This is a genomic window from Mucilaginibacter sp. PAMB04168 (assembly GCF_039634365.2).
GTDB lineage: Bacteria > Bacteroidota > Bacteroidia > Sphingobacteriales > Sphingobacteriaceae > Mucilaginibacter.
Window position 1 is genome coordinate 561,815 of sequence record NZ_CP155079.2, and the last position, 24,829, is coordinate 586,643.

Sequence of the window (24,829 nt, forward strand, 5' to 3'; positions counted from 1 at the left end):
AATTTAAACCAAACTATTCATCAATAGAATATGGCTGAAGTAGTTAAGATGCCCAAAATGAGCGATACCATGACCGAAGGTGTTATCGCTAAATGGCATAAAAAAGTTGGCGACAAGGTAAAATCAGGCGATTTATTGGCCGAGGTTGAAACCGATAAAGCCACTATGGATTTTGAATCATACCAGGACGGTACTTTACTTTATATAGGTATTGAAGAAGGTAGCGCTGCACCGGTTGACGCTGTAATTGCCGTTATTGGCAACCAGGGCGAAGACTACAAGCCATTGTTGGAAGGCGGTGCTGCACCGGCTGCCGAAGCTAAACCGGCCGAAGATAAAGCACCTGCCGCACCGGTAGCCGAAAAAGCTGCTGAACCTGCTGTAGATACTTCTAATATTCCGGCCGCTGTTATCCGTATGCCGCTCCTGAGCGATACGATGACAGAGGGGGTTATTAACAAGTGGAACTTTAAAGTAGGTGATAAGGTAAAAGCAGACGACTCATTAGCCGATGTGGATACTGATAAAGCTACCATGGAGGTTGTGGGCTACGAAGAAGGCACCTTATTATATATAGGTGTTGAAGAAGGTCAGGCCGCCAAAGTAAATGATATTATTGCCATTGTAGGTAAAGAAGGTACCGATGTTACCCCGCTATTAAAAGCTGGTGCAGGTACCCCTGCTGCTGCTAAAGCCGAAGAGGCTCCTGCACAGCAAGAAACTGCAGAAACAACTTCATCTGCTGCTTCATCTAACGAAGACGACAGCCGTGTTAAAGCTTCTCCTTTAGCTCGCAAAATAGCTAAAGATAAAGGCATTAACCTGAACGAGGTTAAAGGTAGCGCCGAAGGTGGCCGCATTGTTAAAAAAGACGTGGAAGGATTTACCCCATCTGCTAAGTCTGCCGGTGAGGGCGTTACTACGGCGCAAGTACAGGCCGAACAAGCCGCCAGCGCTAATGCTAAAGAGGGTGCAGCTAAAGCAGGTCCAACTATTACCCTGGCTCCGTTTATAGGCGAGGAAAAATACACCGAAAAACCAGTAACGCAAATGCGCAAGGTTATTGGCAAGCGTTTATCTGAAAGCTTGTTCACCGCGCCGCATTTCTTCGTTACTGTTTCTATCGATATGGATTCGGCCATTGTTGCCCGCGGCAAAATGAACGAAGTATCACCGGTTAAAATATCATTTAATGATTTGGTAGTTAAAGCTTGTGCTGTTGCTTTAAAACAACACCCGGCTATCAATTCTTCATGGTTAGGCGATAAAATCCGTTTCAACGAGCATGTGAACATCGGTATTGCTGTTGCGGTAGACGAAGGTTTGCTGGTACCGGTAGTACGTTTTGCTGATGGTAAATCATTAAGCCGCATTAGTGCTGAGGTTAAAGAGTTTGCCAAGAAAGCAAAAGACAAAAAGCTGCAACCTGCTGATTGGGAAGGCTCAACCTTTACCATATCTAACTTAGGTATGTTTGGTGTTGACGATTTTACAGCTATCATTAACACGCCTGATTCATGTATACTTGCGGTAGCAGGCATACAACAAGTGCCGGTAGTTAAAAACGGCGCTGTAGTACCAGGTAATGTAATGAAAGTGACGCTAAGTGCCGATCACCGCACGGTTGATGGTGCAACAGCTGCTGCATTCTTAAATACCGTTAAATCATTACTGGAAGAACCGGTAAGGTTATTGATATAACAACAAATTAAGCTCTTGTATAAGAGAAGCCCTTTGGTGAAAGCCAAGGGGCTTTTTCCTTAGGTAAAAAATTGAGTACCGGATGAAAGCACTGCTTCTAAACCTATTGATGGCCTGCTGCACGTTATGTGTACAGGGGCAATCTCAGCAAGCTCAGCTCAAAAGCCTGCTGGATCGCAATGCGCCGTGTAAATTTGAGGGCAAAACCATTAGTTTAGTCGATACCAATCTCTACGCCACATCAAGAAATGTGTCTTACAGTTATGCTTATTCGTTTCCAAAATATTTTACAGAGATATGGCCTAAAGAGGAAGTTGTTAGCGAGGTACGCAAAAAGACTGATGCATATATTGACACCGTAACTTACATTAGTCCCGATAAGCAAGCTACTTTTAAGATTTTCGCCGGGCAGGTAGTTCCTTTTCCGCTCGGCCGTAAGCGGGCATTAAGAGCTACAGATATACAGGTTGTAGAAAAAGCGGTTGATGATTATATCAAAACCATTAAATCTGGTAAGGACAAGGAGCTCAGGCGTGTAAAGATCATGTCGCTTTGTAAAGGTATTAAAGGATATAATTACAGTATTCAGGTAAAGGGTTACCGGGGCAATACCCAGTATCTCTACAAAATAATAGTAGCCGAGCTACCTGCAACAGGCGAACTCATCTTTTCTCACTTCCTATACCGGTACGATACATCCGTTAAAGACAAGTACGAAGCCCTGGGCATAACCTTAGCTAATGCTTTTGGGGTTGATGAATAGGCATTTTGTATTGTTAGATTATGTCATCTGCGTTATTAGTACAGGTAAATATGCTTTCCAATAACCGCTTCGTCTCCGAAATACATAAACACCCAAATAGGATATAACACAGTACTAACTAAATCGCATAATGGGCGTGGATAAACCTAGGGTATGGAGATAAAAAAGCCCGTCAAAGATGGGAGATTATCCATTACTTCAACGGACTTTATAAAGCAATTACTCTTCAACTGCAGCAAGCGCACTTTTACTTAACAACTTGGCGCTTTCAGCTAATTTAATAAACTCAGCCCGATAGCCTTCATTATCGCTGCCTTTGGCTGCACGGGCTCGTTTAATGGCTTCGTCATACTTGGCGTTTTGTTTAAACTCCGAGTCGCGCAGGAGCATACCTATCTCGGCTACTGCCGAGGCAAAGCGGAAATCATTTGTGGTACTGGCTAAAGCCACTGGCTGGTCTATCACTACGGCCTGGCTTACCTTACTTACCGACCCATTTGGCTCTTTATAGCGAAATTTTATGGTAAGCATGTCATTAGATATAAAGTTGGTAGTCGCTTGTGCTGATTTCTGATATTTAAGCGGGTCAACGCTATTAGTAAACTTATCATGCACCCCGGCAGGTATAATCTCATACAAAGCTGTTACATTATGACCTGCGCCCATATCTCCGGCGTCTTTAAGGTCGTTGTTAAAGTCTTCCTTGTTCAGCATACGGTTTTCATAACCAATTAAGCGATAAGAGGCCACCCTGGCAGGGTTGAATTCCAATTGTAGTTTAACATCTTTGGCTACCGTAAACAAAGTGCCGCCAAACTCGCTCACCAGCGTTTTGCGGGCTTCGGTAATGTTGTCAATGTAAGCATAGTTACCATTGCCTTTGTCGGCAAGGGTTTCCATTTTGCTATCTTTATAATTACCCATGCCATAGCCTAACACCGATAAAAACACGCCGCTTTTACGTTCCTGTTCAATTAGCTGCTCCATATCCTGGTCTGATGAGGCACCCACATTAAAATCACCATCCGTAGCCATAATAACCCGGTTGTTACCACTCTTTAAAAAATTTTGTTTGGCGGTTTTGTAGGCCAGCTTTATGCCCTCGCCACCCGCTGTTGAACCGCCGGCCTGCAGGCGGTCAATAGCATCTTTTATAGTTGTTTTTTGATCACCGGAAGTTGATGGCAGTACAAGTCCGGCAGCGCCGGCGTACACTACAATGGCTACCTTATCCTGAGGGCGTAATTGATCTACCAGCATCTTAAGTGATGATTGTACCAAGGGCAGCTTGTTAGCCGAAAACATAGACCCCGACACGTCAATCAGAAATACCAGATTTGATGCCGGTAGTTTGTTGGTTGCCACTACACGCGCCTTTAAGCCTATACGCAGCAGGCGGTGCTTAGGGTTCCATGGTGCGGCAGAAAGTTCTGTATGTATGGCAACGGGTTCGCCATTGGTTGGTGCAGGCAGGTTGTATGCAAAGTAATTGATCATTTCTTCAATTCTAACGGCATCCTTTGGCGGTAATTGGCCGTTGTTGATAAAGCGTCTTATATTGCTGTACGAGGCAGCATCCACATCAACAGAGAAAGTAGACAAGGGATTGTCATTCGGATTTTGAAAACCGTTCTCGGTAATGCCTTTGTACGATTCACTTTCTTGGGGAGCAGGCATATAAATGCCGCGTATTTTATTTTTTTGTTGTGCACCCGTTATCTGTATCCCCGCTACGCGGCCTGCAAGCGATTGATTGTACATAGGGGCTGGAGACATGTTAGCGACGCTGCCAGTGATATCGCGCTTTTCCGAAACGCCGTATCCCATAACCACCACTTCATCTAAGGTGCTTTTTGATGGCTTTAAGTAAATATTGAGGGTGCTTTGTTTGCCAACTTTTACTTTCTGCGTTTCGTAACCAATGTATATTACCATCAAAGTTGTGTTATTGCCCGGAATACTCAAGTGATAATAGCCATTGATATCGGTAGCTGCACCTGTGAAGCCGCCTTCGATACGGATAGCTACGCCGACGAGCGGTTGTTTGTTACTCGCGTCAAACACATGGCCGGTTACCATACGGCTGGCCAGAGCCGGTGCAAGAGCTGCGCAGTTGAGCAGCAGTAATAAGATCATTTTTTTCATGGCTGTTTAGTTTAATTTGTGATAAGGATGCGGCCTTTATACAATTTCCATAAGCCGGATAAAAAAATTATTTTACAGCACTTACATGAGCTGGTTCAGTAAAAAGCATAAGCCGGATGAGGCGGGCGATGATGCCCTGCTGCAACGCTATCGTCAAACCGGCGATTTGGCCGTGCTGGGCCAGCTCTATGAACAGTACATGCCTTTGGTGTATGGTGTGTGCCTTAAGTATTTGCAGGACGAGGAGCAAAGCAAAGACGCGGTTATGCAGATATTTGAGGAGCTTATTGTTAAAGCAAGCCGGCACGAGGTTAAGCAGTTCAGGAGCTGGTTGTATGTGCTGAGCCGTAATTTTTGCCTCATGCAACTACGGGCTCATAAAAAAATCGAAACGTTAAGTGTAGGTGAGCTTGTGGAATTTCCGTTTGTTTTGCATCCTGATGCTGATGATACTGGTGCTGGCGAGGAAAATTTGCAACAACTGGAAAGGTGCATGCAAAAGCTAACACCTCAACAGCAAAAGAGCATTGATTTGTTTTATATTAAAGAGAAGTGTTATAAGGAAGTAGCCGAACTTACAGGCTACAGCTTAAACGAGGTAAAGAGTTATATACAGAACGGCAAAAGGAATTTGAAAATTTGTTTGGAGAATAACCGTGAGCGATAAAAAAAACGACATATCGCAAATACAAAAGTACCTGAACGGTGAACTTGATGCGCGTGCTATGCATGAGCTGGAACGCCAGGCGCTTGACGATCCGTTTTTAATGGACGCACTGGAAGGTTATGCCCAAACTAATAGCAATCAAAACGCTAACCTGGGTAATTTGGCCAGCCGGTTACAACTAAGGGTAAAGCCGCAGGCCAAACGCGTAGTACTATGGCCAAAAATTGCTGTAGCAGCTTCAGTAATGCTTTTTATAAGTATAGGTGGATGGTGGCTACTTAACTACAGGCCCGCTGCTAATGTACCTGCTGGTAAACAGGCTGATAAAACAAATGTGGTACAAAAGCAACCGGCTCCTCTTAAAGTTCAGGCGGTGCCGCAAGAGAAGCAAGCTGTTATAAAACCTGCTGCGTCTAATAGCTTGTACACGCCGCCACTCATTGCCGTACAAAAGCAAAAACATCCCTTGGTTTTACCCAAAGTAGCAGCTGCACCTTCAACTAATGCAGCACAAGGGTACTTAAACGAGGTAGCCGATACACTGCAAAAAGCGAAAGAATTAGATGATGTAGTGGTGGTTGGCTATGGTACTTCGCGAAAGCAAGATCTTATAGGCAAAAGCGCTTTAAATTTACGGGCGGCAACAATGGATTCAGCTCTGCAGGGTAGGGTAGCAGGCCTCACTATTGCCAGCAAAGCAAAACTTGCAAAAGTTAAACCTGTAATAATGGTTAACGGGCAGGTTTTGTACAAAGATGACGGCCAGCCCGTTGTTGGCGCTATGGTTAAAAACCTTAATTCAGGTAGTGGTACAAACACCAATGTTAACGGTATATTCAGCATTACAGCTGCTGATAAAGATGAGCTGCGCATAGCCTATATTGGTTATAAGGCCGAACAATTAAAGGTACACGGCAACGACAGTATCAAGGTTTATTTATCAAGTGATAACCGGGCGCTTGCCGAGGTGGTTGTAGCAGGCATAACTCCCAAGCAGCAAGTTATTAAAAGGGCGCACCCTATATATGGCTGGGATCAATTTAAAGAATATCTTGAAAATGAAGCTCAATCGCCCGATGATAAAACCGGTACGGTGAAGCTAAGCTTTGTGGTAAATCCGGATAAAACGTTAAGTGATTTTAAGATCTCCAAATCAGTAAGCCAGGAAGCTGATCAGCATGCTATAGCTATAATTAAAGCAGGGCCGGCATGGCTACCTAATGTAAACGGTAAGCCGGAGACGGTTAAGGTGAGAATAAATTTTAAATAGATAAAGTTACTGACTATACACCAGGTAACTTCTTCTAGCATCTTGTATGCAATTAGTTATGCAAAGTTTGAGCAACGGCATACAGGCCAAACGGGTATCAAATACATTCAACATAATGAAGGCAAGCCTGTAAGCGGCCTTAATTCATCATCTCCAAAATACTATCTAGATACTCGCGGTTATTAGCCAGGCGGGGGACCTTATTTTGGCCACCCAGTTTGCCGCGGTTCTTCATCCATTGTACAAAAGTGCCGTCAGGGGCCGAGTGTACCCTGGGGCGAAGTAGCGCCAGATCCTTAAAACGCTTGGCGTCATAGTCAGAATTTACCCTGCGCAGGGTTTCGTCTAGTAAGTCAACAAAGCGTTCAAACTCGGCAGGCTTACGTTCAAATTCAATTATCCATTCATGCCCGCCACATTTGCTGTCGGTAAAGTAAATCGGTGCAGCGGTATAATCGCGTATAATGGCTTCGGTTTGGCGGCAGGCTTCTTGTAATGCGCGCTCGGCGTTGTCTATGATTACCTCTTCGCCAAAGGCGTTAATAAAGTGCTTGGTACGACCGGTTATTTGTATGCGGTAAGGATCGAGCGAGGTGAACTTTATGGTGTCTCCTATCATATACCGCCATAAACCGGCATTGGTGCTGATGATGAGGGCGTAGTTCTTTCCTATTTGTACCTCATCTAAACCAAGTGTTTGCGGGTTTTCATCATGTAGGTGTTCTAAGGGCAAAAACTCATAAAAAATGCCATAGTCCAGCATAAGCAACATATCCCCGGGTTCCTCCCGATCCTGAATGCCAAAAAAGCCTTCCGATGCATTATAAGTTTCAAGGTAATACATGTCACTACTGGGTACCAGCTTTTTAAACTGCTCACGGTACGGGGTAAAGCTTACTGCTCCATGAAAATAAAGTTCCAGATTAGGCCATATTTCAAGAAGGTTGTTCTTGCCAGTTATTTCGAGCAGGCGTTTAAATAAAACTATATTCCAGGTGGGTACGCCGCTAATACAAGTAACATTTACGTTTTTTGTGGCATGTGCCATCTTCTCAATTTTCTCCTCAAAGTTTTCGAGTAAGGCAATTTCGAGATTGGGTGTACGCAAAAACTCGGCCCACATAGGCAGGTTTTTCATAATAACGGCCGAGAGATCTCCAAAAAAGATATCGGTACTTAACTGCCCTACCTGGTGGCTGCCACCCAACGTTAACCCTTTACCGGTAAATAGCATTGTATCGGGCCGGTTGTTACAATAAATGGTCAGCATATCCTTGCCGCCTTTAAAGTGACACTCCTCCAGTGATTCCTCACTTACCGGAATAAACTTGCTGCGATCGTTGGTAGTACCCGATGATTTGGCGAACCAGGTTATATCTGAAGGCCAAAGCACGTTTTGCTCTCCTTTGAGCATACGTTCAATGTAAGGCTTCAGCGTGTCGTACGTTTGTATAGGTACACGCTCCTTATAGTCGGCCAGTGATTGAATGCTTTTATAGTGGTGTTGTTTTCCCCACTCGGTATCCTCCGCGTTGCTAATGAGCTGGTTAAACCATTCATCCTGAACTTCATTAGGATATTTCATAAAAAGCTCAATCTGATGGATCCGCTTTTTCATGAACCAGGTAACAACTGAGTTTATAATGGTCATATGGTACCTGGCAAATTAAACAAAAGTTTTTCTTTTTAGCACAAAGTTTGCGCCCAGGTAAACTTTACGCACCATCTCATTTGCCGCCAGTACCTCTGGTACGCCCGATTCTAATATCTTTCCCTCAAAGAGGAGATAAGCCCTGTCGGTTATAGACAGGGTTTCCTGTACATTGTGGTCGGTTATTAGGATACCAATATTACGGTGCCTAAGCTTGGCTACCATGCTCTGAATCTCTTCAACCGCAATAGGATCTACACCTGCAAATGGCTCATCCAACAGAATAAAATTAGGTTGGGCTGCCAAAGCCCGGGCAATCTCGGTACGCCGCCGTTCGCCGCCCGATAGCAGGTCACCACGGTTTCTGCGTACTTTATGTAAGCTGAACTCGTCAATCAGCTCCTCTAATTTGTCTTTCTGCTGCTGCTTGTTCATTGTACCCATTTCCAGCACAGCCTTAATATTGTCTTCTACGGTTAGTTTCCGGAATACCGAGGCTTCCTGTGCCAGGTAGCCAATACCTTTTTGTGCCCGGCGGTACATGGCATCGTTGGTAATCTCTTCATCATCCAGATAGATGCGGCCTTCGTTAGGCTTTATCAAGCCTACGATCATGTAAAACGAGGTGGTTTTACCCGCGCCGTTAGGCCCCAGCAAGCCAACGATCTCACCCTGCGATACGTTGAATGAAACGTCGTTAACAACGGTTCGCTGTTTGTATTTTTTTACCAGATGGTCGGCACGTAAGTTCATAGTTTTTTCAGTTGTCGGTTGATGATGCGGCCCGTGGCCTGTTTTTAGTTGTCGGTTACCTGTTGCTAAAGAAGCTCATACAGCTGGACACAGATCACAGGCAACTGAATTAGCAACGTATTCCTTTAATGTTTAATTGTATCGAACGCTTTTCGCGCCATATGTTTTCTTCAATGGTATAGCAAATATCAAACGGTTTACCCTGGCGTATATCCTCAATACATTCACCCTGATTGAAGGCAATGCAATCAAACAAAGGCGAGCTGTTTTGATAAACCGACATTTTAATATGATTGCTGCCTACCAGATTGACCCCGCCATAGACCGTCACATTACGGCTTACAAACACTGGCGACATGTTTTCGGGCCCGAAGGGACCAAATTGATTTAATACCCGGAAAAACTTAGGCGTTATTTGTGCCAGTTGTAATTCTGCATCAATCAGTATTTCCTGAATAAGTTGCTGCTCAGTTATGCTGGCGCTAACTACTTCCTCAAAACGTTGTGTAAAAGCATCAACCTGTTCTGGTTTCATGGTAAGGCCGGCGGCGTATTTATGGCCGCCAAATTGTAGCAGCAAATCGCTGCAACCGCACAACGCCTCATATAAATCAAAACCTACTACAGAACGGGCCGAGCCAGCTACGTGCCCGTTGGAGCGGGTAAGTACGATGGTTGGGCGATAATATTTTTCGGTAAGGCGTGACGCTACGATGCCTATTACACCCTTATGCCATTTCTCGTTAAATACCACGGTAGATTTGCGTTCGGCCGCCAGTACATCATTGGCAATCATGCTCAGCGCCTCATCGGTAATGTTTAGATCATGCTCTTTGCGCTCGGTGTTTTTTACGCTGATGAGCATTCCTTTTTCGCGGGCCAAATCGGTATCGGTAGCTAGCAGTAGTTCAACCGCATGCTTGGCATCGTCAATACGCCCGGCAGCGTTTATACGCGGGCCAATCAAAAACACAATATCGGCTACGGTATAATAGCTGGTTTTACCGGCAAGCTCCTTCAATACCTGTATACCAATGCTGGGTTCATCATTAATTTTTTGAAGCCCAAAAGCAGCCAGAATACGGTTTTCACCGCTAATGTGTACTATGTCGCAGGCTATGCTGGTTGCTACCAAATCCAGATATTGCGTTACTTCCTCAAAAGGTATGTTGTTTTTTTGTGCATAAGCCTGTATGAGCTTAAAGCCAATACCACAGCCCGATAGCTCTTTATACGGATAGTTACAATCAGGCCGCTTAGGGTCTAAAACGGCCATGGCGGCGGGCAGTTCTTCACCCGGCATGTGGTGATCGCAAATAATGAAATCAATATTTTTCTCGTTGGCGTAAGCTACTTTGTCTATTGATTTTATACCGCAGTCCAGCGCAATAATTAAAGAAAAGTCATTGGCTTTAGCATAATCAATACCTTTTGTAGATATGCCATACCCTTCGGTATAACGGTCGGGTATGTAATATTCAAGATTGGTGTAACGCTTGCAAAAAAAACTATATACCAAAGTTACAGCGGTAGTACCGTCTACATCGTAATCCCCAAATATCAATATCTTCTCGTTGCGCGTGATGGCTTGTTCTATGCGCGTAATGGCCTTTTCCATATCCATCATCAGAAAAGGATCATGCAGGTGGCGCAGATCTGGCCTGAAAAAGTAACGGGCATCCTGAAAGTTTGTTACGCCGCGCTGCAATAGCAATGTACCCAACACCGGATCGATGCCCAGTTCGGTAGAGAGCGCTTGTACCGCATTTATATCGGGATTATGCTTTAGTGACCACCGTTTTTGCATACTTTTGTGCTTTCAAACCTTTAATGTAGTTGTTGGGTAATAACCAACAAAGGTACATTTCTGTTAACACACGCGCATCCTATAACTATGGAAATTTTTGCATTAGGCGAAGGCTCTTACTCGGTTGACTCATCTAAACAATTTATACCCTTTAATCCTGCAACCGATAACGCAAAAGATCGTCCTGGCTCGCTGTTTATTCATGTAAATCCTTTTTTGGTTAAAACCGAGCGCGATTTAATTGTACTGGACAGCGGTTTAGGTTATAAAGATGATAAAGGAGAGCTCTTATTGCACCAGCATATACGCGAGGCTGGCTTTGCGCCGGGCGAGGTAAGCTTGGTGCTGCAATCGCACCTGCATTATGACCATACAGGCGGCCTGGTAGTGGAACGTAATGGCAAGCTGGAACCAAGCTTTCCTCAGGCGGTGCATGTTATACAACAAGGCGAATGGGATTATGCGCTGTCGGGCAAATCATCATCCTACCGCTTGCCTATTTTTGAAACGCTGCAGCGCGAAGCCAGAATTGAGTTTGTAGAAGGTTCGGGCGAGGTTAGGCCAGGCATTCACTTTGAACTGTCGGGTGGGCACACACAATTTCACCAGGTGTTTTTGCTGGAAGAGGATGGGCAGAAATGCTTTTTTGGTGGTGATGAATTGCCGGAGCCGGAACAGTTATTAAGAAAGTTTGCGGCTAAGTATGATTATGACGGGCGCAAAGCCATGCACTTGCGAGACGAGTACGGGCAGAAAGCAGCGGCCGAAAATTGGGTTTGCTTGTTTTACCATGCCAAGTCGACCGCTATAGGAAAAGTACAGTATCAGGACGAAACGTTTACAATAACGCCTTATTAAACGGTTTTTTCAACAGCAAACAGCTCTTTTATTTTTTCGACGTTAAGTGGCTTGGAGATGAAATCTTTTACCAGGTCATAAGATTTTGCTTTATTAATATCATTGCTGAATACCGAAGATGATATGATGAAGATTTTGGTTTTGTTCAGCGGATCTAATCCCAGGCGTTTAAATTCATCTAAAAACTCCCAGCCGTTCATAATGGGCATATTTATGTCAAGCAATATATAGTCAGGTAAGCTTTCCGGATCTTTCTCCTGCATCTCCAAAAGTTGGTTTATAGCATAACTGCCATCTAAACAAGCTGTTATTTCAGTATAAATCAGCGCTTTCTTAATTAATTTAATCGAAATAAAATTGTTTATCTCGTCGTCGTCAACCAGTAATATGCTAAGAGGTTTGGAGTTGCTCGTCATAATAAATCTCTATACGGAATGCCTTTGTAAATTGTTTCACTCCTAAAAGTTGTAATATAAAAAAAGTCCCGCCGCAAACATGCACCGGGACTTATTAATACGATTAAATGATATAAATGTTAGCGCGTAGCTACCAAATTTATATTTAAAAGAAACTCGTCGTCAATTGCTTTATCACCAATGCTTGCAAAAAAGCTTTTCGAACCATAACGAATATCGTGTTTAGTGCGATCAACTTTTACGTTTAACGCATTAACATTCAAAGTATTGTTGGCCAATGTATAAGTAGCAGGGAAAGTAATAACACTGGTTTTACCTTTAACAGTTAAATTACCGGTTACATTTACTTTGCCAGCACCTGCAGGCGTAATTTTAGTAGTCTGGAACGAAGCTGTTGGATATTTTTCAGTGCCAAAGAAATCTTCAGATTTTAAGTGACCTAGTAATTTAGCTTTGCCATCGCCGCTCAGATCGGTATTATCCATGCTGGTCATATCAATTACAAACTTGCCGGTGGTAGGTACTTTACCGTTAACGGCAACTTCACCAGAGGCTAATTTTATAGTGCCGGTATGCTGGCCGGTTACTTTTTTACCAGTCCATTCAATTTTACTTTTTTCTGTGTCAACTCTGTAGGTTGTTGGTGCAACAGGTTTAAAGGCAACTAAGGCAACTGCAACAACTGCTGTAAATAAGGTCGTCAATTTTTTCATTTCAGTTTTAATTTATGTTACAAATGTATAAGAAAAAAAATACATGTTTAAACATGTATTTTTTTCTTTGCTTTAGTATGACAATTTGCGCTGTATATGGTTTAACCAATATGCGTTTTAAGAAACGATTATTATTGATACTTATCAGTATTTGCTGTTCAGTATTAGCCTATGCACAAACTGAAACCCCTGCACAACTATATCCGGGTTTATTTGAAGCAGTGCAGATGCAGCAGATTTTCCCCGACGGTAAAACTTTTGTAGATGTATCGGCCAGGCAACCGCCAGCGGTTATTTTAAAAGCTTATCAGGTTGAGAAAAGTAAGCCCGGCTTTAACCTTAAAGCGTTTGTTAAGCAATACTTTTCGGCCCCGAGCGAAAACAGTACACAATACCGAAGCAATATTAAAGGCGGCATCCGCAAGCATATTGATACCCTGTGGACCGTGCTACAACACGTAGCCGACACTGTTAAAGGCACCACGCTGCTACCCTTGCCACATGCTTATATAGTGCCGGGCGGTCGATTCAGGGAGGTATATTACTGGGATTCATACTTTACCATGCTTGGACTTGAGGAAGCCAGGCAGTTTGTACTGATAGAAAGTGTAGTTAAGAACTTTGCTTACCTGATAGATAAACATGGGCATATACCCAATGGTAACCGCACTTATTATTTAACCCGTTCGCAGCCTCCGTTTTTTGCCTTAATGGTGCAGTTGCTGGCCAAACATAAAGGCGTCAAAACGCTGACTACTTATCAATCACAACTTATAAAAGAGTACCAGTACTGGATGCAGGGTAGTGAAGCCTTAAAAGCTGGCAAGGCGTATGCGCATGTAGTACGAATGGCCGATGGCAGTTTGCTTAACCGGTATTGGGATGCAAGCACGCAGCCGCGTGAAGAATCATACAGGGAAGATGTACTGGCGGCCCGGCAAACTAAACAGAACAAGGCAGAATTTTATCGAAACATTAGAGCTGCTGCCGAATCGGGTTGGGATTTTAGCAGCCGATGGATGGCCGATGGCAAAAGCCTGGCAACCCTTCAAGCCACCAGTTTAATACCGGTTGATTTGAACTGTTTGTTGTATAACCTGGAAACTACCCTTGCACAATCATTTGAGATAAGCGGTAACCAGCAATCGGCAGCGTTGTACCGTTCTAAAGCAGCCAAACGTAAAGCAGCATTGCTTAAATATTGCTGGAATAGCAAAGCGGGTTGCTTTTATGATTATAACTGGCAACAAAAAACAATATCAAACCAGGCGAGCATCGCAACTGCTTATCCATTGTTTTTTAATATAGCCAGCAATGCACAAGGCAAACAGGTGGCAGCCTTAATTGAGGCAAAGTTTTTACAGCCGGGCGGGGTAGCTACCACTTTGACGGGTACCGGGCAGCAGTGGGATCAGCCCAATGGCTGGGCACCCTTGCAGTATATTACCATTGTGGGTTTAAGAAATTATAAGCACAAAGACCTGGCCCAAACTATAGCTTCCCGTTGGATAAAATTAAACTTAAACACATTTAATCAAACCGGAAAGCTGGTGGAAAAATATGATATACAACACATCAACGCCAAAGCCGGTGGGGGCGAATACCCCTTGCAGGATGGGTTTGGCTGGACTAACGGCGTACTGTTAAAATTAATGAATATGTATAAGCACTAAGCATGCTTGTTTTTTTTAAAAAGTCTACCCCAGGTAAACAGCATCTTCCTGGCCATTTTGGCTAAGGGATACGTACACATGCTGCTTTAATACTGTAGACAAGGCTATGCCGGAAAAATCGGTACTTACCGGGAAACTCTTGTGATTACGATCTACCAACACTACCGTGCGTAACTTTTTAAGAGGAACATCCAGAAAAACGCCGAAACCGTAGGCTAGGGTTTTGCCGCTGTTTAAAACATCGTCAACCAGTATTACTACCTTGTTACGGCATTCGTTTATATCGGCGTCGGTGCTGAATTGCAGCGTACTGCTGTCTTTTTGCAATTCAATGTTAATCATGGTGCACTTAAACGGCGCAATGCCTTCTAACACGGTTTTAAGGCGTTGTGCTATAACGCTGCCTTGCGACAGTATGCCGGCAATAACTATTTCTTGTTCCTCAAAATTATCTTCGAGAATCTGGTAAGCAATGCGGTCAATCTTTTGCTGTATTTGCTGATGATTGAGTATTAAAAGCTTTTCGGCCATGGCAGCTGGTTGTAAGTTGCAGGTTCTACTTTGTAAACTGGTAAATATGCAGTTGTTTTCTTTAAATATGCAACCACTGTATAGAACCGATTTTCTCAACAAATATATTATTCCTTTCCGTATGGGAAAAATACAAAGTTGGCGCCTTCAGGTACAATTACAAATACGCACATGTAATCATGCGGGCTTTTGTAAGTGTCAATAAAGCGCTGTTTTAATTCTTTTTTAACGATGCCTTTTTCTACAAATTCTTCCAGGGTAGAAGCATGAATAGTCCAGTCGGTATTCAGATCTTCTTTATCTAAAATCAGTTCTCCCAGTTTCACCTCGTGCTGGTGCGCTACAAATATAGGGTAGGCCGATAGGCCCTCAACCATAATTTCTACCGCTACTTCTCTCAGCGACTCGCTGTATAAGCGCAGATCCACCTCCAGGGTTTTTAGCGGACTTTCTTGCTTCTGGTTATTATTCTCGTTCAGTAATTCTTCCGGATCCATAAGTTGGTTTTGAGATGCTATGTAGTAGAGCGAGGGGCGTACAAACAAAATGTACTGCCCGTTACTCCCTTCCACAGCTCCGCTTTACTTCTTTAATTCCAGTAATACCACGTTCTCCACATGCTGCGTGTGTGGGAACATGTCTACCGGTTGTATTTGTGTAACGTTGTATTTTTCTTTAAGTACAATTAAGTCGCGGGCTTGTGTGGCGGCGTTGCAGCTTACGTACACAATTTTTTCCGCTTCAATTTCCATCAGTCGTGCTACTACATCGGCGTGCATACCAGCCCTGGGCGGGTCGGTTATAATTACATCGGGTTTACCATGCGCTGCTACAAAGTCGTCATTAAGCACGTCTTTCATATCACCGGCGTAAAATTTAGTGTTATGTATATTGTTGATGGCGGAGTTTACCTTGGCATCTTCAATGGCCGAGGGTACGTACTCCACACCAATAACCTCTTTAACATGGCCAGCTACAAAGTTGGCAATTGTACCTGCGCCGGTATATAAATCGTAAACCAGCTCATTACCTTTAAATTGGGCAAGATCGCGCGCAATTTCGTAAAGCCGCTGTGCTTGTATGGCATTGGTTTGGTAAAACGATTTGGGGCCTATTCGGAACTGAATTTCGTTCATGTGTTCATGAATGTATTCAGGGCCTTTCCAGGCAATCACTTCCTGGTCAAAAATGGTATCGTTCTTTTTTTGGTTAAGTATGTAAAGCAGCGATGTAATTTGCGGAAACTCGCGCTCTACGTAGCTCATCATATTGTTTACTTCATCGTCGGTAGCATGTGCAAATACTACAATCACCATCAGCTCGCCGGTTGATGAGGTGCGGATGATAAGGTTACGCAATGCACCGGTATGGGCTTTTACGTCATAAAACGTCATGCCTTGCTGCCGCGCGTAATCACGTATTTTTAAACGCAGATCGTTTGATGGATCGGCCTGCAGGTAGCAGTGGTATATATCCAATATCTTATCAAAACGGCCGGGTATGTGAAAGCCCAGCGCGCTCATCTCCATCGGGTCATCGGTGCGGTTCTCGCCATCATTTAGCCAGCGCTTGTTGCTAAAAGTATACTCCAGTTTGTTGCGGTAATAGCGATCGGCCGGCGAGGGTACAATGGGCAGGGCGTGGCTAACCTCAATGCCACCCAGGCGACTTAGGGCATCAGTAACGGCTTTTTGTTTAAACTGTAGTTGAGCCTCATAGGTCATGTGTTGCCACTTACAGCCACCGCAGGTACCAAAATGCTCACAAAACGGCTGTGTACGGTGGGCTGATGGCTGTTTAAGGTTAGTGATCTTGGCTTCGCCAAAATTTTTCTTTTTGCGGTAAACTTCTACATCCACCACATCGCCGGGCACGGCTTTTTCAATAAACAAAACAAAGTCTTCCGTTTTGCCTACACCTTTGCCCTCTTCGGCTATGTCAATAACACTTACGTTTTCGAAACTTAAATTGGGCCTATGGCCTCTTCCTTTTCTCATTAGGCTGCAAAGTTAAGCAAACCCAATACAAAACGTTAAAGTACGCTCTTAAAATACACCATCGGCCGAAACCAAACGACCTTCTTTGGTGATATAAGTTTGATAAGGGGGCTCAGGCCTTTTGCTCTTGTTAGGTATTGTGCTAAACCAGTTTAGCATGTTTATCCACAATTCGCCGGTTTCTGTTACGGCAGGCTCAAATTGTTCGTCAATCCGGTCTGAAAATTCTATTAATTCGCGTCTCATAGGATTTGTGTTTAAGGTGTAAGCAAAAATAACAAACATTTATACCAAAAACCAAATTGGTATAATGATTATTTTAATTTTATCTTACGGTAACAACCATAGCCAAAAAGTATTTAATCGGGCATGTTATAGAAAATGTAGGTAGTAAATATAATGGCCGACAGAATTAGCAGGGGCGGGATAACCACCGATGCCCAATAAATAACTTTGAACAGCATCTGCCTATAATTTTCATCATCATGATGATTGAGCCATACATCGGCTACCCAGCCAAAAGTATAAAGCAAGTGAGCTATAAGCATGTAGATAACATACGCTACTACAAAGCAAAATAGTATTATGGGAATGTACTCCCCTTCGGTTGAGAAGTTCACGACGGTTGCTATCCAACAAGTGAGCAGTATAAATGTGGCAGCGCCTGCTATAAGCAAGCCATTGTTGTATTCTTCTCTTTTGATCCGCCACCATCGGTTAACGTTCGCTTCTGCTAATTCGTTTCTAGTATTCATTATGTTGTTTTTAATATAAAAATCGCCCGGAGCCTGTCCAGCTCCAGGCGATTAGATTAGTCCCAGCTTATTTTACGGGAGAAGTACATGAGTACGGCTACGATGATAAAAAGCGCTATACTGCCTACCAGTAACGACAAGTCTTCGAGTTGGATGATGATAAAGATAAACCCATAAAATATGCTTAAAATAAGCGCGAATAACGACGCTGCCTTTTGATTGGCCAACAGAGAGGCTGTAAACCACGCAATTAGTGCGATGGTAGCTACGGCCGATATAAGGTATGCTAAATTATAACCCACGTGCTCGGTAAAGGATAGCAGCAGGGTGTAAAACACAATCATGGCTGCGCCAATAAGCGCATAATTAAACAAATGAATTTTGCGTTTCTGAATCACTTCGGTTAAAAAAAGCGATACAAAGGTGAGTACGATGATGAGTATAGCGTACTTGGTTGTGCGCATAGTTTTCTGATACTCATCGACCTGTACATGCAGTTCCACGCCAAACAAAGCATTTTTATTTAGTTTTAAACTATTAAGCAGCCCATCGTTAGCGGCCCATTGCTGCGGGAAAGGGCGGTTGTAATATAACATGCGCCACTTGGCGTTGAAGCCCTTTTGATCGATATGATTGGTATCGGGCAGGTAGCGACCGTCGAACTTGGGGCTGGGCCAGTTGCCGTTAACTTCAACCTGGGTGGTTTTGCCGGTATGTAAAAAGTTGAGCGCCTCGCTGCCTTTTAAATCCAGCACGAAGCTGAAAGGGATCTGGTTGCCTGTTACTGTAGTCAGATTAACGGCGGCCTGTAATCCATTATCCAGCATGTCGCCGTTATTCAACACGGGATCTACCGCCAGCGTCTGGTTTTGTACTTTGATGGTAGGGTTTGATGAGAGTCCTTTTAAGTCGCTGATGCCAAATACCAGCCTGGCTTTGTCATACATAATAGATGAAGAATCGATTTGCAGTTTGGCGAGATCAGCGCGGTCAAAATTACCGGTAATGCTAACCAGCGATTTATAAACACCTACTTCGAAAATGCCGCGCTTACGGGTTTCGGTATTTACCTTGGCCTTGATGAATAGGTTTTCGGGCATGAGGTATAAGGTTTCGGTGTACTCTTTAACTACTTCTTTGTTGGCTGTATCTCTCTTTATTACCTGTTTTTTGTAAGGTATTACCAGCACAGGCCCTTGTATAAGCTGGCTGCCCGACCACTTGTCTGACACATCGTTGATCACTTCCTGTTGTCTGGACGAGCGTTCCATAATCAGGCCTTGTATCCATGAGGATGGCATAAGCAGCACCACTGCAATGACCAGGATAACAAGCATTTTCAGTAGAACAGAGTCTCTGAACTGCGGGGATGAAGGTTTTTGAATTTCCATAGTTTTATTTTTTAAAAGTACTTTGTTTTTGAAAGTATTTAAGCAAAAAAAATAGCTGCAATATCAGCTACTTTTTTTGCTGCTTAATGAGTTGTTCCAGCGCGTTTAAGTGCTGCTGAAATGCCTGCTTGCCTTTGGCCGATGCCTGGTAGTTGGTGTTAGGCTTACGGCCAACAAAGCTTTTATTCACCACAATATATTCTTCCTTTTCGAGCGCCTTAAGGTTTGATGCCAGGTTGCCGTCGGTAACATCGAGCAGTTCTTTAAGCGAGGTAAAGTCGTAACTTTCGTTCACCATCAGCACGCTCATGATCTGTAACCTTACGCGGTTCTCAAAGGCTTTGTCCAGTTTATCAAAAGGTACTTTCACCGGTCGTATTTAAAGTACATCAGGGTGCCGTAAATTATATGCAGCACGCCAAAACCCATAGCCCATAACAATAACCCATAACCCGGCATAGCCGCAGCTATAATGCCTAACACAATCTGGCAAATGCCCAGGTACCTTACGTCATGGTAAGTATAAGCGCTGGCGCCTACTAAAGCCAGGCCGTAAAAGGCCAGGCAGGCCGGTGATACAATACCAAAGTACCCGCGGCTCAGCATAATCAGAATAAACAAACCACCGGTAATAAGCGGCGTTGCCATTTGAAACAGTAATGCCTTGCTGCTTTTACCCCACAGCGCCTGCCCTTGCTTTTTAGCTTTACGCCTTGTTAAGGCATAGCCGGTTACTAATGAAGCAACCAAAACAGCCAACGCTATAAAGAATAATTGCGCTACAGTGGGGGTGAATAGGAGAGCCGATGCATCATCCATGGTATAGTGGTCGCCACCAGCATATTCACTATGGCCGAACAAACCATAAGGCTGATAGATAACGCCATAAGCCAGGCCTGCACCTACCAGGGCATATACGCCGGCTAAAACGCCGGATAGTCCGCTCAAGGATAGAAATCTTGAAGAGCGCTCCATCATGCTCCGTATAGAAGCCAGGTCCTCGTGTATTTTACTTTGTTCCACTGAAAAGTACTTTTAGTTACAAAGTAAAGGATTTGCTTTGGAACAAACAAGACTTAAATGTTTTTTTATCATCAAACGCTATTCGGTATCTGTATAAGGATAGCCACCGATAAAGATCAAGCCATTGTCTGGCCGGGCGGGTGAGCCCTTTGCACCGAGTGCAAATGATGTTTTAAGCACCTTGCCATCGGTAAAAGTGAAGGTAATGGTATGTCCGGTTATTTTGTATGTACCTGCCGAAGCTGATTTTTTCCAGGCGCTGGCGTTAGGAGCCGATATGCCACCGTTTTTACCCCAGGTGAAGTGCGTGGCATCGGTAAAGGATATGGTGCTGATGGTTAAAGCATTAACACCATTGCCGTAGTTGCCGCCGCTGGCTTTCTCATAAGCCGGTTTGAGTTTGAGCGAGCCGGTATAAGCATAAGCCGGAAACCAGTTGCCTGCACCCAGTTTATAATCATACGTTTTGCCCTTGCTATTGGTGAGTAAGAAAGTAGCGCCGCTTTTTTTCCAGGTGCCCCAGGCGGCAGGCTGTTTGCTTTTTGATGCAGCAACGTTCAGGGTTTCAAGCGGCTCGTCGGCTATTTCAAAATACTCTCCGTTTTTAAAGAGCACAACCGGTTCAAAGCTTATGGCAGCAGGATAGCCACTTATGGCTCTGAAATACCAACCCTCAACCGCTGGTGCGGCATAAGTTGTGTTTGCTAATAAATTTGTGCAAAGGGTAACCAGCCCTAAAAGAAATATAGAACTGAGTAACAGCTTTAATGTCTTCATAATAGTTGTGTGTTTAAGTTACACAACTATAACTGTGCCGATTTTAGAGGGAAGGCTCCGTATTTATAAGGCGAAGCCTAATTTTTTGAGCAAATAGTTTGAACTATCTTAAAGTAGTTGCTAAGACTTGGTCGTAGTAACCGCAGGCTAAAAGGATAGCAACGGTAAGCAACATGGCCAGTAAGTAATAATTGTTTTGATTACTACCTTTAGGCTCAAAATCTTGTGGATGAATATTCGATAGTGCTTTCATGGTAAGTATGTTGAAATCGTTAATAAAAACGGTAATTTTATGCAATGTAGGCAATAAACGCCATAGAAATATAATGGTTTTAAAAAATTGCCATTATTTTAATTGATACGACATAAGCGAGGGCAAAAGACTGTATTACAGATCTTTTTTATTATTTTAATAATGAGATGGCGCGTCGGCAAATTAAAATAGCCTTATCCCATGCACCCGGATGTGGACTATTTGAAAAATTTAAGGTGCTTTAATGCTAACTAAATTAAGCGATCGGCTCAGCAGATACATGAGGCAGGCAACAACTTTTACTTTACCAGAATTGCTGCTTTAACCAGATAGGGGAGTATTTCTTTTTGAAATGATACAAAGTTTTTGCGCACATCCGAATCGCTTACAGATGTAAAGGCAAAGCTGAATACAATATTCTTGCTGCACTTAATTAAAAAGCGGATACGTTGGGGATAGCTTTCGTTTTTGCGCATGCCGGTTAAACGGGTGAATGAGCTCACGAGGAGGTCCTCCAACTCGTTAGAGAAGTTACGTAAAAATTCCTGGGAGTTGGCCGACTCCCGAATGAAGTCCCAGCCAATAAATTCGTTACAAACGGTGTAAGAGAGACGGCAGGTTTTCATGATAAGGCTGGTCAGGTGCGCTTCCTCATCCAGTTCGGGCGTGTCTGCATGGATCAGCTCATCAACACTTACCTGAATATAGTCCATTAGTAGCGAATGCAGAATAGCCTCCTTGCTGTCAAAGTACTTGTAAATAGTAGCTTTGGCAATTTTGGTTTTTTTGGCAATCTCGTTAACGCTGGTTTTATGGTAGCCAAACTTGCGAAATAGTTCCTGTGAAGAACGTTTTATGCTTTCTCTTACTTTGTCGGCTTCCATTTATCAGTTAGACACAAATATGCTAATATTATTGCTATAAACGCTATAGGTTTTTAAGGACCGTGTTGCCGGCGCTTTAACCGGCGAACCATCACTCAGCAGAAATTTAGAACCGCTGCAGGGGTCGGTTGCAGTAAGGCCGGTGTCATCAATAGTAACCGCGCAACGTTTTTCGGGCTGGTAGCTGCTGCATCGGTCATACGCTACATAACTATTGCCTGCCGTACGGTATATAATTAAACCTGCAACACCGTAGCCGTTTATAGTAACGGCCCCCCCGGCACTGTTTAGCTTATTCAGGCGCGGATCGGTAAGAGGCGCCTGGAAATTTACCGTTACATTAGGAACATAGCTCTGGTCACCTTTACCGCATCCTGCCAACAGCACCAATCCTATCAGATAAACCAGTTGCTTCATGCTTATACAATTTCGGTTTTAAACTGCTTCAGGAAACGTACATCGTTCTCTGAGAACAGTCTTAAATCACGTATCACATACTTAAGATTGGTAATACGTTCAATACCCATACCAAAAGCAAAGCCTGTGTATTTGTTACTGTCAATACCACAGTTTTCCAATACATTAGGATCAACCATGCCGCAACCTAAAATCTCAACCCAGCCGCTGTATTTACACATGTTACAGCCAGCGCCCTTGCAAATACTGCATGATACATCCATTTCGGCTGATGGCTCAGTGAAAGGGAAGTAAGACGGGCGGAAACGAACCTGGGTACCTTCGCCATACAGTTCCTGCACAAAATGATACAGCGTTTGTTTCAGGTCGGCAAAGGATACATTTTCGTCCACATACAAACCTTCTACCTGGTGGAAAAAGCAGTGTGCACGGGCAGAGATAGCCTCGTTACGGTAAACGCGGCCCGGCATAATAGCACGAAACGGCGGCTTGCCGCTCTCCATCATACGTACCTGTACCGATGAAGTATGCGTACGTAGAGCAATGCTGTCTTTACCGCCATCTTTAGTAATAAAGAAGGTGTCTTGCATATCGCGCGCCGGGTGCTCTTCAGGAAAATTCAGAGCCGAAAAGTTGTGCCAGTCGTCCTCAATCTCCGGCCCTTCGGCCACTACAAAGCCCAGGCGTTTAAAAATGTCAATAATTTCGTTGCGTACCAATGATAGCGGATGGCGTGAACCTACTGCAAATCCCTCACCCGGCAAGGTCAGATCCTGCTGCGAGGTTTGCGTTGTTTGCTCCGAGTCAAATTGCTCTTTTAGTAATTGGTACTTGCCATCGGCTAATTGCTTAAACTGGTTAAGTACCTTACCTAAGGTGCGTTTTTCCTCAGGTGTAGTATTTTTAAACTGCTCAAACAGGTCTTTAATAAGGCCTTTGGTACCTAAGTATTTAATGCGGAAAGTTTCCAGCTCCTCGGCGGTGGCCGGTGCGAAAGCTTCAACCTCGGCGGCGTATTGATTAATTAAATCTTGCATTATATAGCGGTGGACTTAATGGATGTTAAACTTGGTGTGCCGGTCTTTAAACCAACACAAAGATAAAATTAAACAGTATTATTTAATTACGCCCAGTTCTCTACCCACTTTGGTAAAGGCTGCTATGGCTTTATCGAGGTGCTGCTGCTCATGAGCGGCCGATATTTGTACACGGATACGGGCTTTGCCTTGTGGTACAACCGGGTAATAAAAACCTATTACGTAAATGCCTTCTTCCAGCATACGGGCGGCAAACTGTTGCGATAGCTTAGCCTCATATAGCATTACCGGTACAATAGGGTGTACGCCCGGCTTAATGTCAAACCCGGCCTCTGTCATTTTTTGGCGGAAGTATTGGGTATTGCGTTCCAACTTGTCGCGCAATTCGGTAGTTTCGCTTAGCATATCCAACACAGTGATAGATGCACCCGCTATGGATGGCGCCAGTGTGTTAGAGAATAAGTACGGACGTGAGCGCTGACGCAGCATGTCGATAATCTCCTTACGGCCGGCAGTAAAACCTCCAGATGCACCACCCAGCGCTTTGCCAAGCGTGCCGGTAATGATATCCACACGTCCCATTACGTTATGGTGCTCATGCGTACCGCGTCCGGTTTTGCCCATAAAGCCTGAACAGTGGCTTTCGTCTATCATCACCAAGGCATTGTACCTGTCGGCCAGATCGCAAATCTTATCTAGCTGCGCTATCGTGCCATCCATGGAGAAAGCACCGTCTGTCACAATGATGCGGTGACGCAGATCTTGCGTAGCTTTTAGTTTCTCTTCCAGATCGGCCATGTCATCGTGTTTGTAACGTTGGCGCTGTGCTTTGCACAAACGTATACCATCAATAATCGACGCATGATTCAACTCATCGGATATGATCGCATCCTGATCGTTAAACAGCGGTTCAAATACACCGCCGTTAGCGTCAAAAGCCGCTGCATATAATATCGTATCTTCTGTACCTAAAAATTCAGATAGCTTTTTTTCAAGTTCCTTGTGTACATCCTGGGTGCCGCAAATGAAACGTACCGATGACAGGCCATACCCATGATCGTCAATCGCTTTTTTTGCCGCCTCAATTACCTTGGGGTGTGATGAAAGGCCCAGGTAATTATTAGCGCAAAAGTTAATCACTTCCTGCCCGCCAAGCACTTCTATATCGGCGCCTTGTGGCGAAGTAATTATACGTTCGCGTTTATATAGTCCGGCTTGTTCAATTTCAGCTAATTCTTGCTGTAAAACCGGCTTTAAAGTGTTATACATGGTAAAATGTGTTAAAGTACAAAGGTAAGCATTATAGGCCATTAAGCCCTAATCAACTCAGCGGTACAAATAAATTAG

26 protein-coding genes are annotated in these 24,829 nt (G+C 43.9%); 6 read left to right on the forward strand and 20 right to left on the reverse strand.

Going from position 1 to position 24,829, the window contains the following annotated elements; all coding sequences use genetic code 11:
- The first annotated feature begins 30 nt into the window (after window positions 1-30).
- Entirely contained in the window at window positions 31-1,701 is a 1,671-nt protein-coding gene (locus ABDD94_RS02270; RefSeq protein WP_345954506.1) for a 2-oxo acid dehydrogenase subunit E2, read from the forward strand.
- 82 nt (window positions 1,702-1,783) lie between these two features.
- Window positions 1,784-2,464, forward strand: a complete 681-nt coding sequence (locus tag ABDD94_RS02275) for a hypothetical protein (protein ID WP_345954507.1) — start codon at window positions 1,784-1,786, stop codon at window positions 2,462-2,464.
- A 219-nt stretch (window positions 2,465-2,683) separates the two neighbouring features.
- Here the strand turns inward: ABDD94_RS02275 and ABDD94_RS02280 are convergent, their stop codons facing one another.
- Entirely contained in the window at window positions 2,684-4,609 is a 1,926-nt protein-coding gene (locus ABDD94_RS02280) for a von Willebrand factor type A domain-containing protein (protein ID WP_345954508.1), read from the reverse strand.
- A gap of 85 nt (window positions 4,610-4,694) precedes the next feature.
- Between ABDD94_RS02280 and ABDD94_RS02285 the strand changes: the two genes are divergently transcribed.
- Together ABDD94_RS02285 and ABDD94_RS02290 are read left to right on the forward strand one after the other, a co-directional pair.
- Window positions 4,695-5,276, forward strand: a complete 582-nt coding sequence (locus ABDD94_RS02285; protein ID WP_345954509.1) for a sigma-70 family RNA polymerase sigma factor — start codon at window positions 4,695-4,697, stop codon at window positions 5,274-5,276.
- Window positions 5,266-6,546, forward strand: coding sequence for a TonB family protein (locus ABDD94_RS02290; protein ID WP_345954510.1), 1,281 nt, complete (start codon window positions 5,266-5,268; stop codon window positions 6,544-6,546). The genes ABDD94_RS02285 and ABDD94_RS02290 overlap by 11 nt, the downstream gene beginning before the upstream one ends.
- 139 nt (window positions 6,547-6,685) lie before the next feature.
- Here the strand turns inward: ABDD94_RS02290 and ABDD94_RS02295 are convergent, their stop codons facing one another.
- From ABDD94_RS02295 to recJ, 3 genes are all read right to left on the reverse strand, one after another.
- Window positions 6,686-8,197: a GH3 auxin-responsive promoter family protein gene (locus ABDD94_RS02295; protein ID WP_345954511.1), complete on the reverse strand. Its 1,512-nt coding sequence runs from the start codon at window positions 8,195-8,197 to the stop codon at window positions 6,686-6,688.
- A 15-nt stretch (window positions 8,198-8,212) separates the two neighbouring features.
- The gene (gene lptB / locus ABDD94_RS02300; RefSeq protein WP_345949428.1) at window positions 8,213-8,950 is read right to left on the reverse strand and encodes an LPS export ABC transporter ATP-binding protein; all 738 of its coding nucleotides are present in this window, start codon (window positions 8,948-8,950) and stop codon (window positions 8,213-8,215) included.
- A 109-nt stretch (window positions 8,951-9,059) separates the two neighbouring features.
- Complete coding sequence (gene recJ / locus ABDD94_RS02305; protein WP_345954512.1) at window positions 9,060-10,757, reverse strand: single-stranded-DNA-specific exonuclease RecJ; 1,698 nt, start codon at window positions 10,755-10,757, stop codon at window positions 9,060-9,062.
- A gap of 87 nt (window positions 10,758-10,844) precedes the next feature.
- Here recJ and ABDD94_RS02310 point away from each other — a divergent pair, with 87 nt between their 5' ends.
- Window positions 10,845-11,615: an MBL fold metallo-hydrolase gene (locus ABDD94_RS02310; protein ID WP_345954513.1), complete on the forward strand. Its 771-nt coding sequence runs from the start codon at window positions 10,845-10,847 to the stop codon at window positions 11,613-11,615.
- On the opposite strand, the gene ABDD94_RS02315 is transcribed toward ABDD94_RS02310, so the two are convergent.
- Both ABDD94_RS02315 and ABDD94_RS02320 read right to left on the reverse strand, forming a co-directional pair.
- Complete coding sequence (locus ABDD94_RS02315; protein WP_345949425.1) at window positions 11,612-12,031, reverse strand: response regulator; 420 nt, start codon at window positions 12,029-12,031, stop codon at window positions 11,612-11,614. The two genes, ABDD94_RS02310 and ABDD94_RS02315, sit on opposite strands and share 4 nt — an antisense overlap.
- A 119-nt stretch (window positions 12,032-12,150) precedes the next feature.
- Entirely contained in the window at window positions 12,151-12,744 is a 594-nt protein-coding gene (locus ABDD94_RS02320) for a YceI family protein (protein WP_345954514.1), read from the reverse strand.
- A 110-nt stretch (window positions 12,745-12,854) separates the two neighbouring features.
- Between ABDD94_RS02320 and treF the strand changes: the two genes are divergently transcribed.
- Window positions 12,855-14,417 (forward strand): alpha,alpha-trehalase TreF, encoded by a 1,563-nt coding sequence (gene treF / locus ABDD94_RS02325; protein ID WP_345954515.1) that lies wholly within the window; start codon window positions 12,855-12,857, stop codon window positions 14,415-14,417.
- Between the two features lie 24 nt (window positions 14,418-14,441).
- Here treF and ABDD94_RS02330 read toward each other — a convergent pair whose 3' ends face one another.
- The 14 genes from ABDD94_RS02330 to kbl all read right to left on the reverse strand — a co-directional run bounded on the left by ABDD94_RS02330 (window position 14,442) and on the right by kbl (window position 24,751).
- Window positions 14,442-14,948, reverse strand: a complete 507-nt coding sequence (locus tag ABDD94_RS02330) for a phosphoribosyltransferase family protein (RefSeq protein ID WP_345952121.1) — start codon at window positions 14,946-14,948, stop codon at window positions 14,442-14,444.
- Window positions 14,949-15,055: 107 nt separating this feature from the next.
- Window positions 15,056-15,445, reverse strand: a complete 390-nt coding sequence (locus ABDD94_RS02335; RefSeq protein WP_345949422.1) for a hypothetical protein — start codon at window positions 15,443-15,445, stop codon at window positions 15,056-15,058.
- An 84-nt stretch (window positions 15,446-15,529) separates the two neighbouring features.
- Entirely contained in the window at window positions 15,530-16,945 is a 1,416-nt protein-coding gene (gene rlmD, locus ABDD94_RS02340) for a 23S rRNA (uracil(1939)-C(5))-methyltransferase RlmD (RefSeq protein ID WP_345954516.1), read from the reverse strand.
- Window positions 16,946-16,993: 48 nt separating this feature from the next.
- Entirely contained in the window at window positions 16,994-17,191 is a 198-nt protein-coding gene (locus ABDD94_RS02345; RefSeq protein ID WP_345954517.1) for a hypothetical protein, read from the reverse strand.
- A 113-nt stretch (window positions 17,192-17,304) separates the two neighbouring features.
- The gene (locus ABDD94_RS02350; RefSeq protein WP_345954518.1) at window positions 17,305-17,700 is read right to left on the reverse strand and encodes a hypothetical protein; all 396 of its coding nucleotides are present in this window, start codon (window positions 17,698-17,700) and stop codon (window positions 17,305-17,307) included.
- Window positions 17,701-17,756: 56 nt separating this feature from the next.
- Entirely contained in the window at window positions 17,757-19,091 is a 1,335-nt protein-coding gene (creD, locus tag ABDD94_RS02355; protein ID WP_345954519.1) for a cell envelope integrity protein CreD, read from the reverse strand.
- Between the two features lie 67 nt (window positions 19,092-19,158).
- Entirely contained in the window at window positions 19,159-19,461 is a 303-nt protein-coding gene (locus ABDD94_RS02360; RefSeq protein WP_345949418.1) for a transcriptional regulator, read from the reverse strand.
- On the reverse strand, window positions 19,458-20,114 hold the full coding sequence (locus tag ABDD94_RS02365; protein WP_345949417.1) for a hypothetical protein: 657 nt from the start codon (window positions 20,112-20,114) through the stop codon (window positions 19,458-19,460). Before ABDD94_RS02365 ends, ABDD94_RS02360 begins: the two co-directional genes overlap by 4 nt.
- A gap of 78 nt (window positions 20,115-20,192) precedes the next feature.
- On the reverse strand, window positions 20,193-20,891 hold the full coding sequence (locus ABDD94_RS02370; RefSeq protein WP_345954520.1) for a hypothetical protein: 699 nt from the start codon (window positions 20,889-20,891) through the stop codon (window positions 20,193-20,195).
- Window positions 20,892-20,994: 103 nt separating this feature from the next.
- Window positions 20,995-21,144, reverse strand: a complete 150-nt coding sequence (locus ABDD94_RS02375; protein ID WP_345949415.1) for a hypothetical protein — start codon at window positions 21,142-21,144, stop codon at window positions 20,995-20,997.
- Between the two features lie 299 nt (window positions 21,145-21,443).
- Window positions 21,444-22,028 carry a TetR/AcrR family transcriptional regulator gene (locus ABDD94_RS02380; RefSeq protein WP_345949414.1) on the reverse strand — a complete coding sequence of 195 codons (585 nt, stop codon included), beginning with the start codon at window positions 22,026-22,028 and terminating at the stop codon, window positions 21,444-21,446.
- 3 nt (window positions 22,029-22,031) lie between these two features.
- A complete protein-coding gene (locus ABDD94_RS02385; RefSeq protein WP_345949413.1) occupies window positions 22,032-22,445 on the reverse strand; it encodes a hypothetical protein in 414 nt (137 codons plus the stop codon).
- Between the two features lie 2 nt (window positions 22,446-22,447).
- The gene (gene pheS / locus ABDD94_RS02390) at window positions 22,448-23,482 is read right to left on the reverse strand and encodes a phenylalanine--tRNA ligase subunit alpha (RefSeq protein ID WP_345954521.1); all 1,035 of its coding nucleotides are present in this window, start codon (window positions 23,480-23,482) and stop codon (window positions 22,448-22,450) included.
- A 78-nt stretch (window positions 23,483-23,560) separates the two neighbouring features.
- On the reverse strand, window positions 23,561-24,751 hold the full coding sequence (gene kbl / locus ABDD94_RS02395) for a glycine C-acetyltransferase (RefSeq protein ID WP_345954522.1): 1,191 nt from the start codon (window positions 24,749-24,751) through the stop codon (window positions 23,561-23,563).
- Window positions 24,752-24,829 lie beyond the last annotated feature (78 nt).

Coding starts and splice junctions, on each gene's coding strand:
- ABDD94_RS02385 (WP_345949413.1), bottom strand. CDS start 22,445: ATGAAGCAACTGGTTTATCTGATAGGATTGGTGCTGTTGGCAGGATGC.
- ABDD94_RS02330 (WP_345952121.1), bottom strand. CDS start 14,948: ATGGCCGAAAAGCTTTTAATACTCAATCATCAGCAAATACAGCAAAAG.
- ABDD94_RS02370 (WP_345954520.1), bottom strand. CDS start 20,891: ATGAAGACATTAAAGCTGTTACTCAGTTCTATATTTCTTTTAGGGCTG.
- ABDD94_RS02280 (WP_345954508.1), bottom strand. CDS start 4,609: ATGAAAAAAATGATCTTATTACTGCTGCTCAACTGCGCAGCTCTTGCA.
- ABDD94_RS02375 (WP_345949415.1), bottom strand. CDS start 21,144: ATGAAAGCACTATCGAATATTCATCCACAAGATTTTGAGCCTAAAGGT.
- pheS (WP_345954521.1), bottom strand. CDS start 23,482: ATGCAAGATTTAATTAATCAATACGCCGCCGAGGTTGAAGCTTTCGCA.
- rlmD (WP_345954516.1), bottom strand. CDS start 16,945: ATGAGAAAAGGAAGAGGCCATAGGCCCAATTTAAGTTTCGAAAACGTA.
- ABDD94_RS02310 (WP_345954513.1), top strand. CDS start 10,845: ATGGAAATTTTTGCATTAGGCGAAGGCTCTTACTCGGTTGACTCATCT.
- ABDD94_RS02270 (WP_345954506.1), top strand. CDS start 31: ATGGCTGAAGTAGTTAAGATGCCCAAAATGAGCGATACCATGACCGAA.
- ABDD94_RS02320 (WP_345954514.1), bottom strand. CDS start 12,744: ATGAAAAAATTGACGACCTTATTTACAGCAGTTGTTGCAGTTGCCTTA.
- ABDD94_RS02380 (WP_345949414.1), bottom strand. CDS start 22,028: ATGGAAGCCGACAAAGTAAGAGAAAGCATAAAACGTTCTTCACAGGAA.
- ABDD94_RS02295 (WP_345954511.1), bottom strand. CDS start 8,197: ATGACCATTATAAACTCAGTTGTTACCTGGTTCATGAAAAAGCGGATC.
- recJ (WP_345954512.1), bottom strand. CDS start 10,757: ATGCAAAAACGGTGGTCACTAAAGCATAATCCCGATATAAATGCGGTA.
- kbl (WP_345954522.1), bottom strand. CDS start 24,751: ATGTATAACACTTTAAAGCCGGTTTTACAGCAAGAATTAGCTGAAATT.
- ABDD94_RS02350 (WP_345954518.1), bottom strand. CDS start 17,700: ATGAATACTAGAAACGAATTAGCAGAAGCGAACGTTAACCGATGGTGG.
- creD (WP_345954519.1), bottom strand. CDS start 19,091: ATGGAAATTCAAAAACCTTCATCCCCGCAGTTCAGAGACTCTGTTCTA.
- ABDD94_RS02275 (WP_345954507.1), top strand. CDS start 1,784: ATGAAAGCACTGCTTCTAAACCTATTGATGGCCTGCTGCACGTTATGT.
- ABDD94_RS02345 (WP_345954517.1), bottom strand. CDS start 17,191: ATGAGACGCGAATTAATAGAATTTTCAGACCGGATTGACGAACAATTT.
- ABDD94_RS02315 (WP_345949425.1), bottom strand. CDS start 12,031: ATGACGAGCAACTCCAAACCTCTTAGCATATTACTGGTTGACGACGAC.
- ABDD94_RS02285 (WP_345954509.1), top strand. CDS start 4,695: ATGAGCTGGTTCAGTAAAAAGCATAAGCCGGATGAGGCGGGCGATGAT.
- ABDD94_RS02335 (WP_345949422.1), bottom strand. CDS start 15,445: ATGGATCCGGAAGAATTACTGAACGAGAATAATAACCAGAAGCAAGAA.
- lptB (WP_345949428.1), bottom strand. CDS start 8,950: ATGAACTTACGTGCCGACCATCTGGTAAAAAAATACAAACAGCGAACC.
- treF (WP_345954515.1), top strand. CDS start 12,855: ATGCGTTTTAAGAAACGATTATTATTGATACTTATCAGTATTTGCTGT.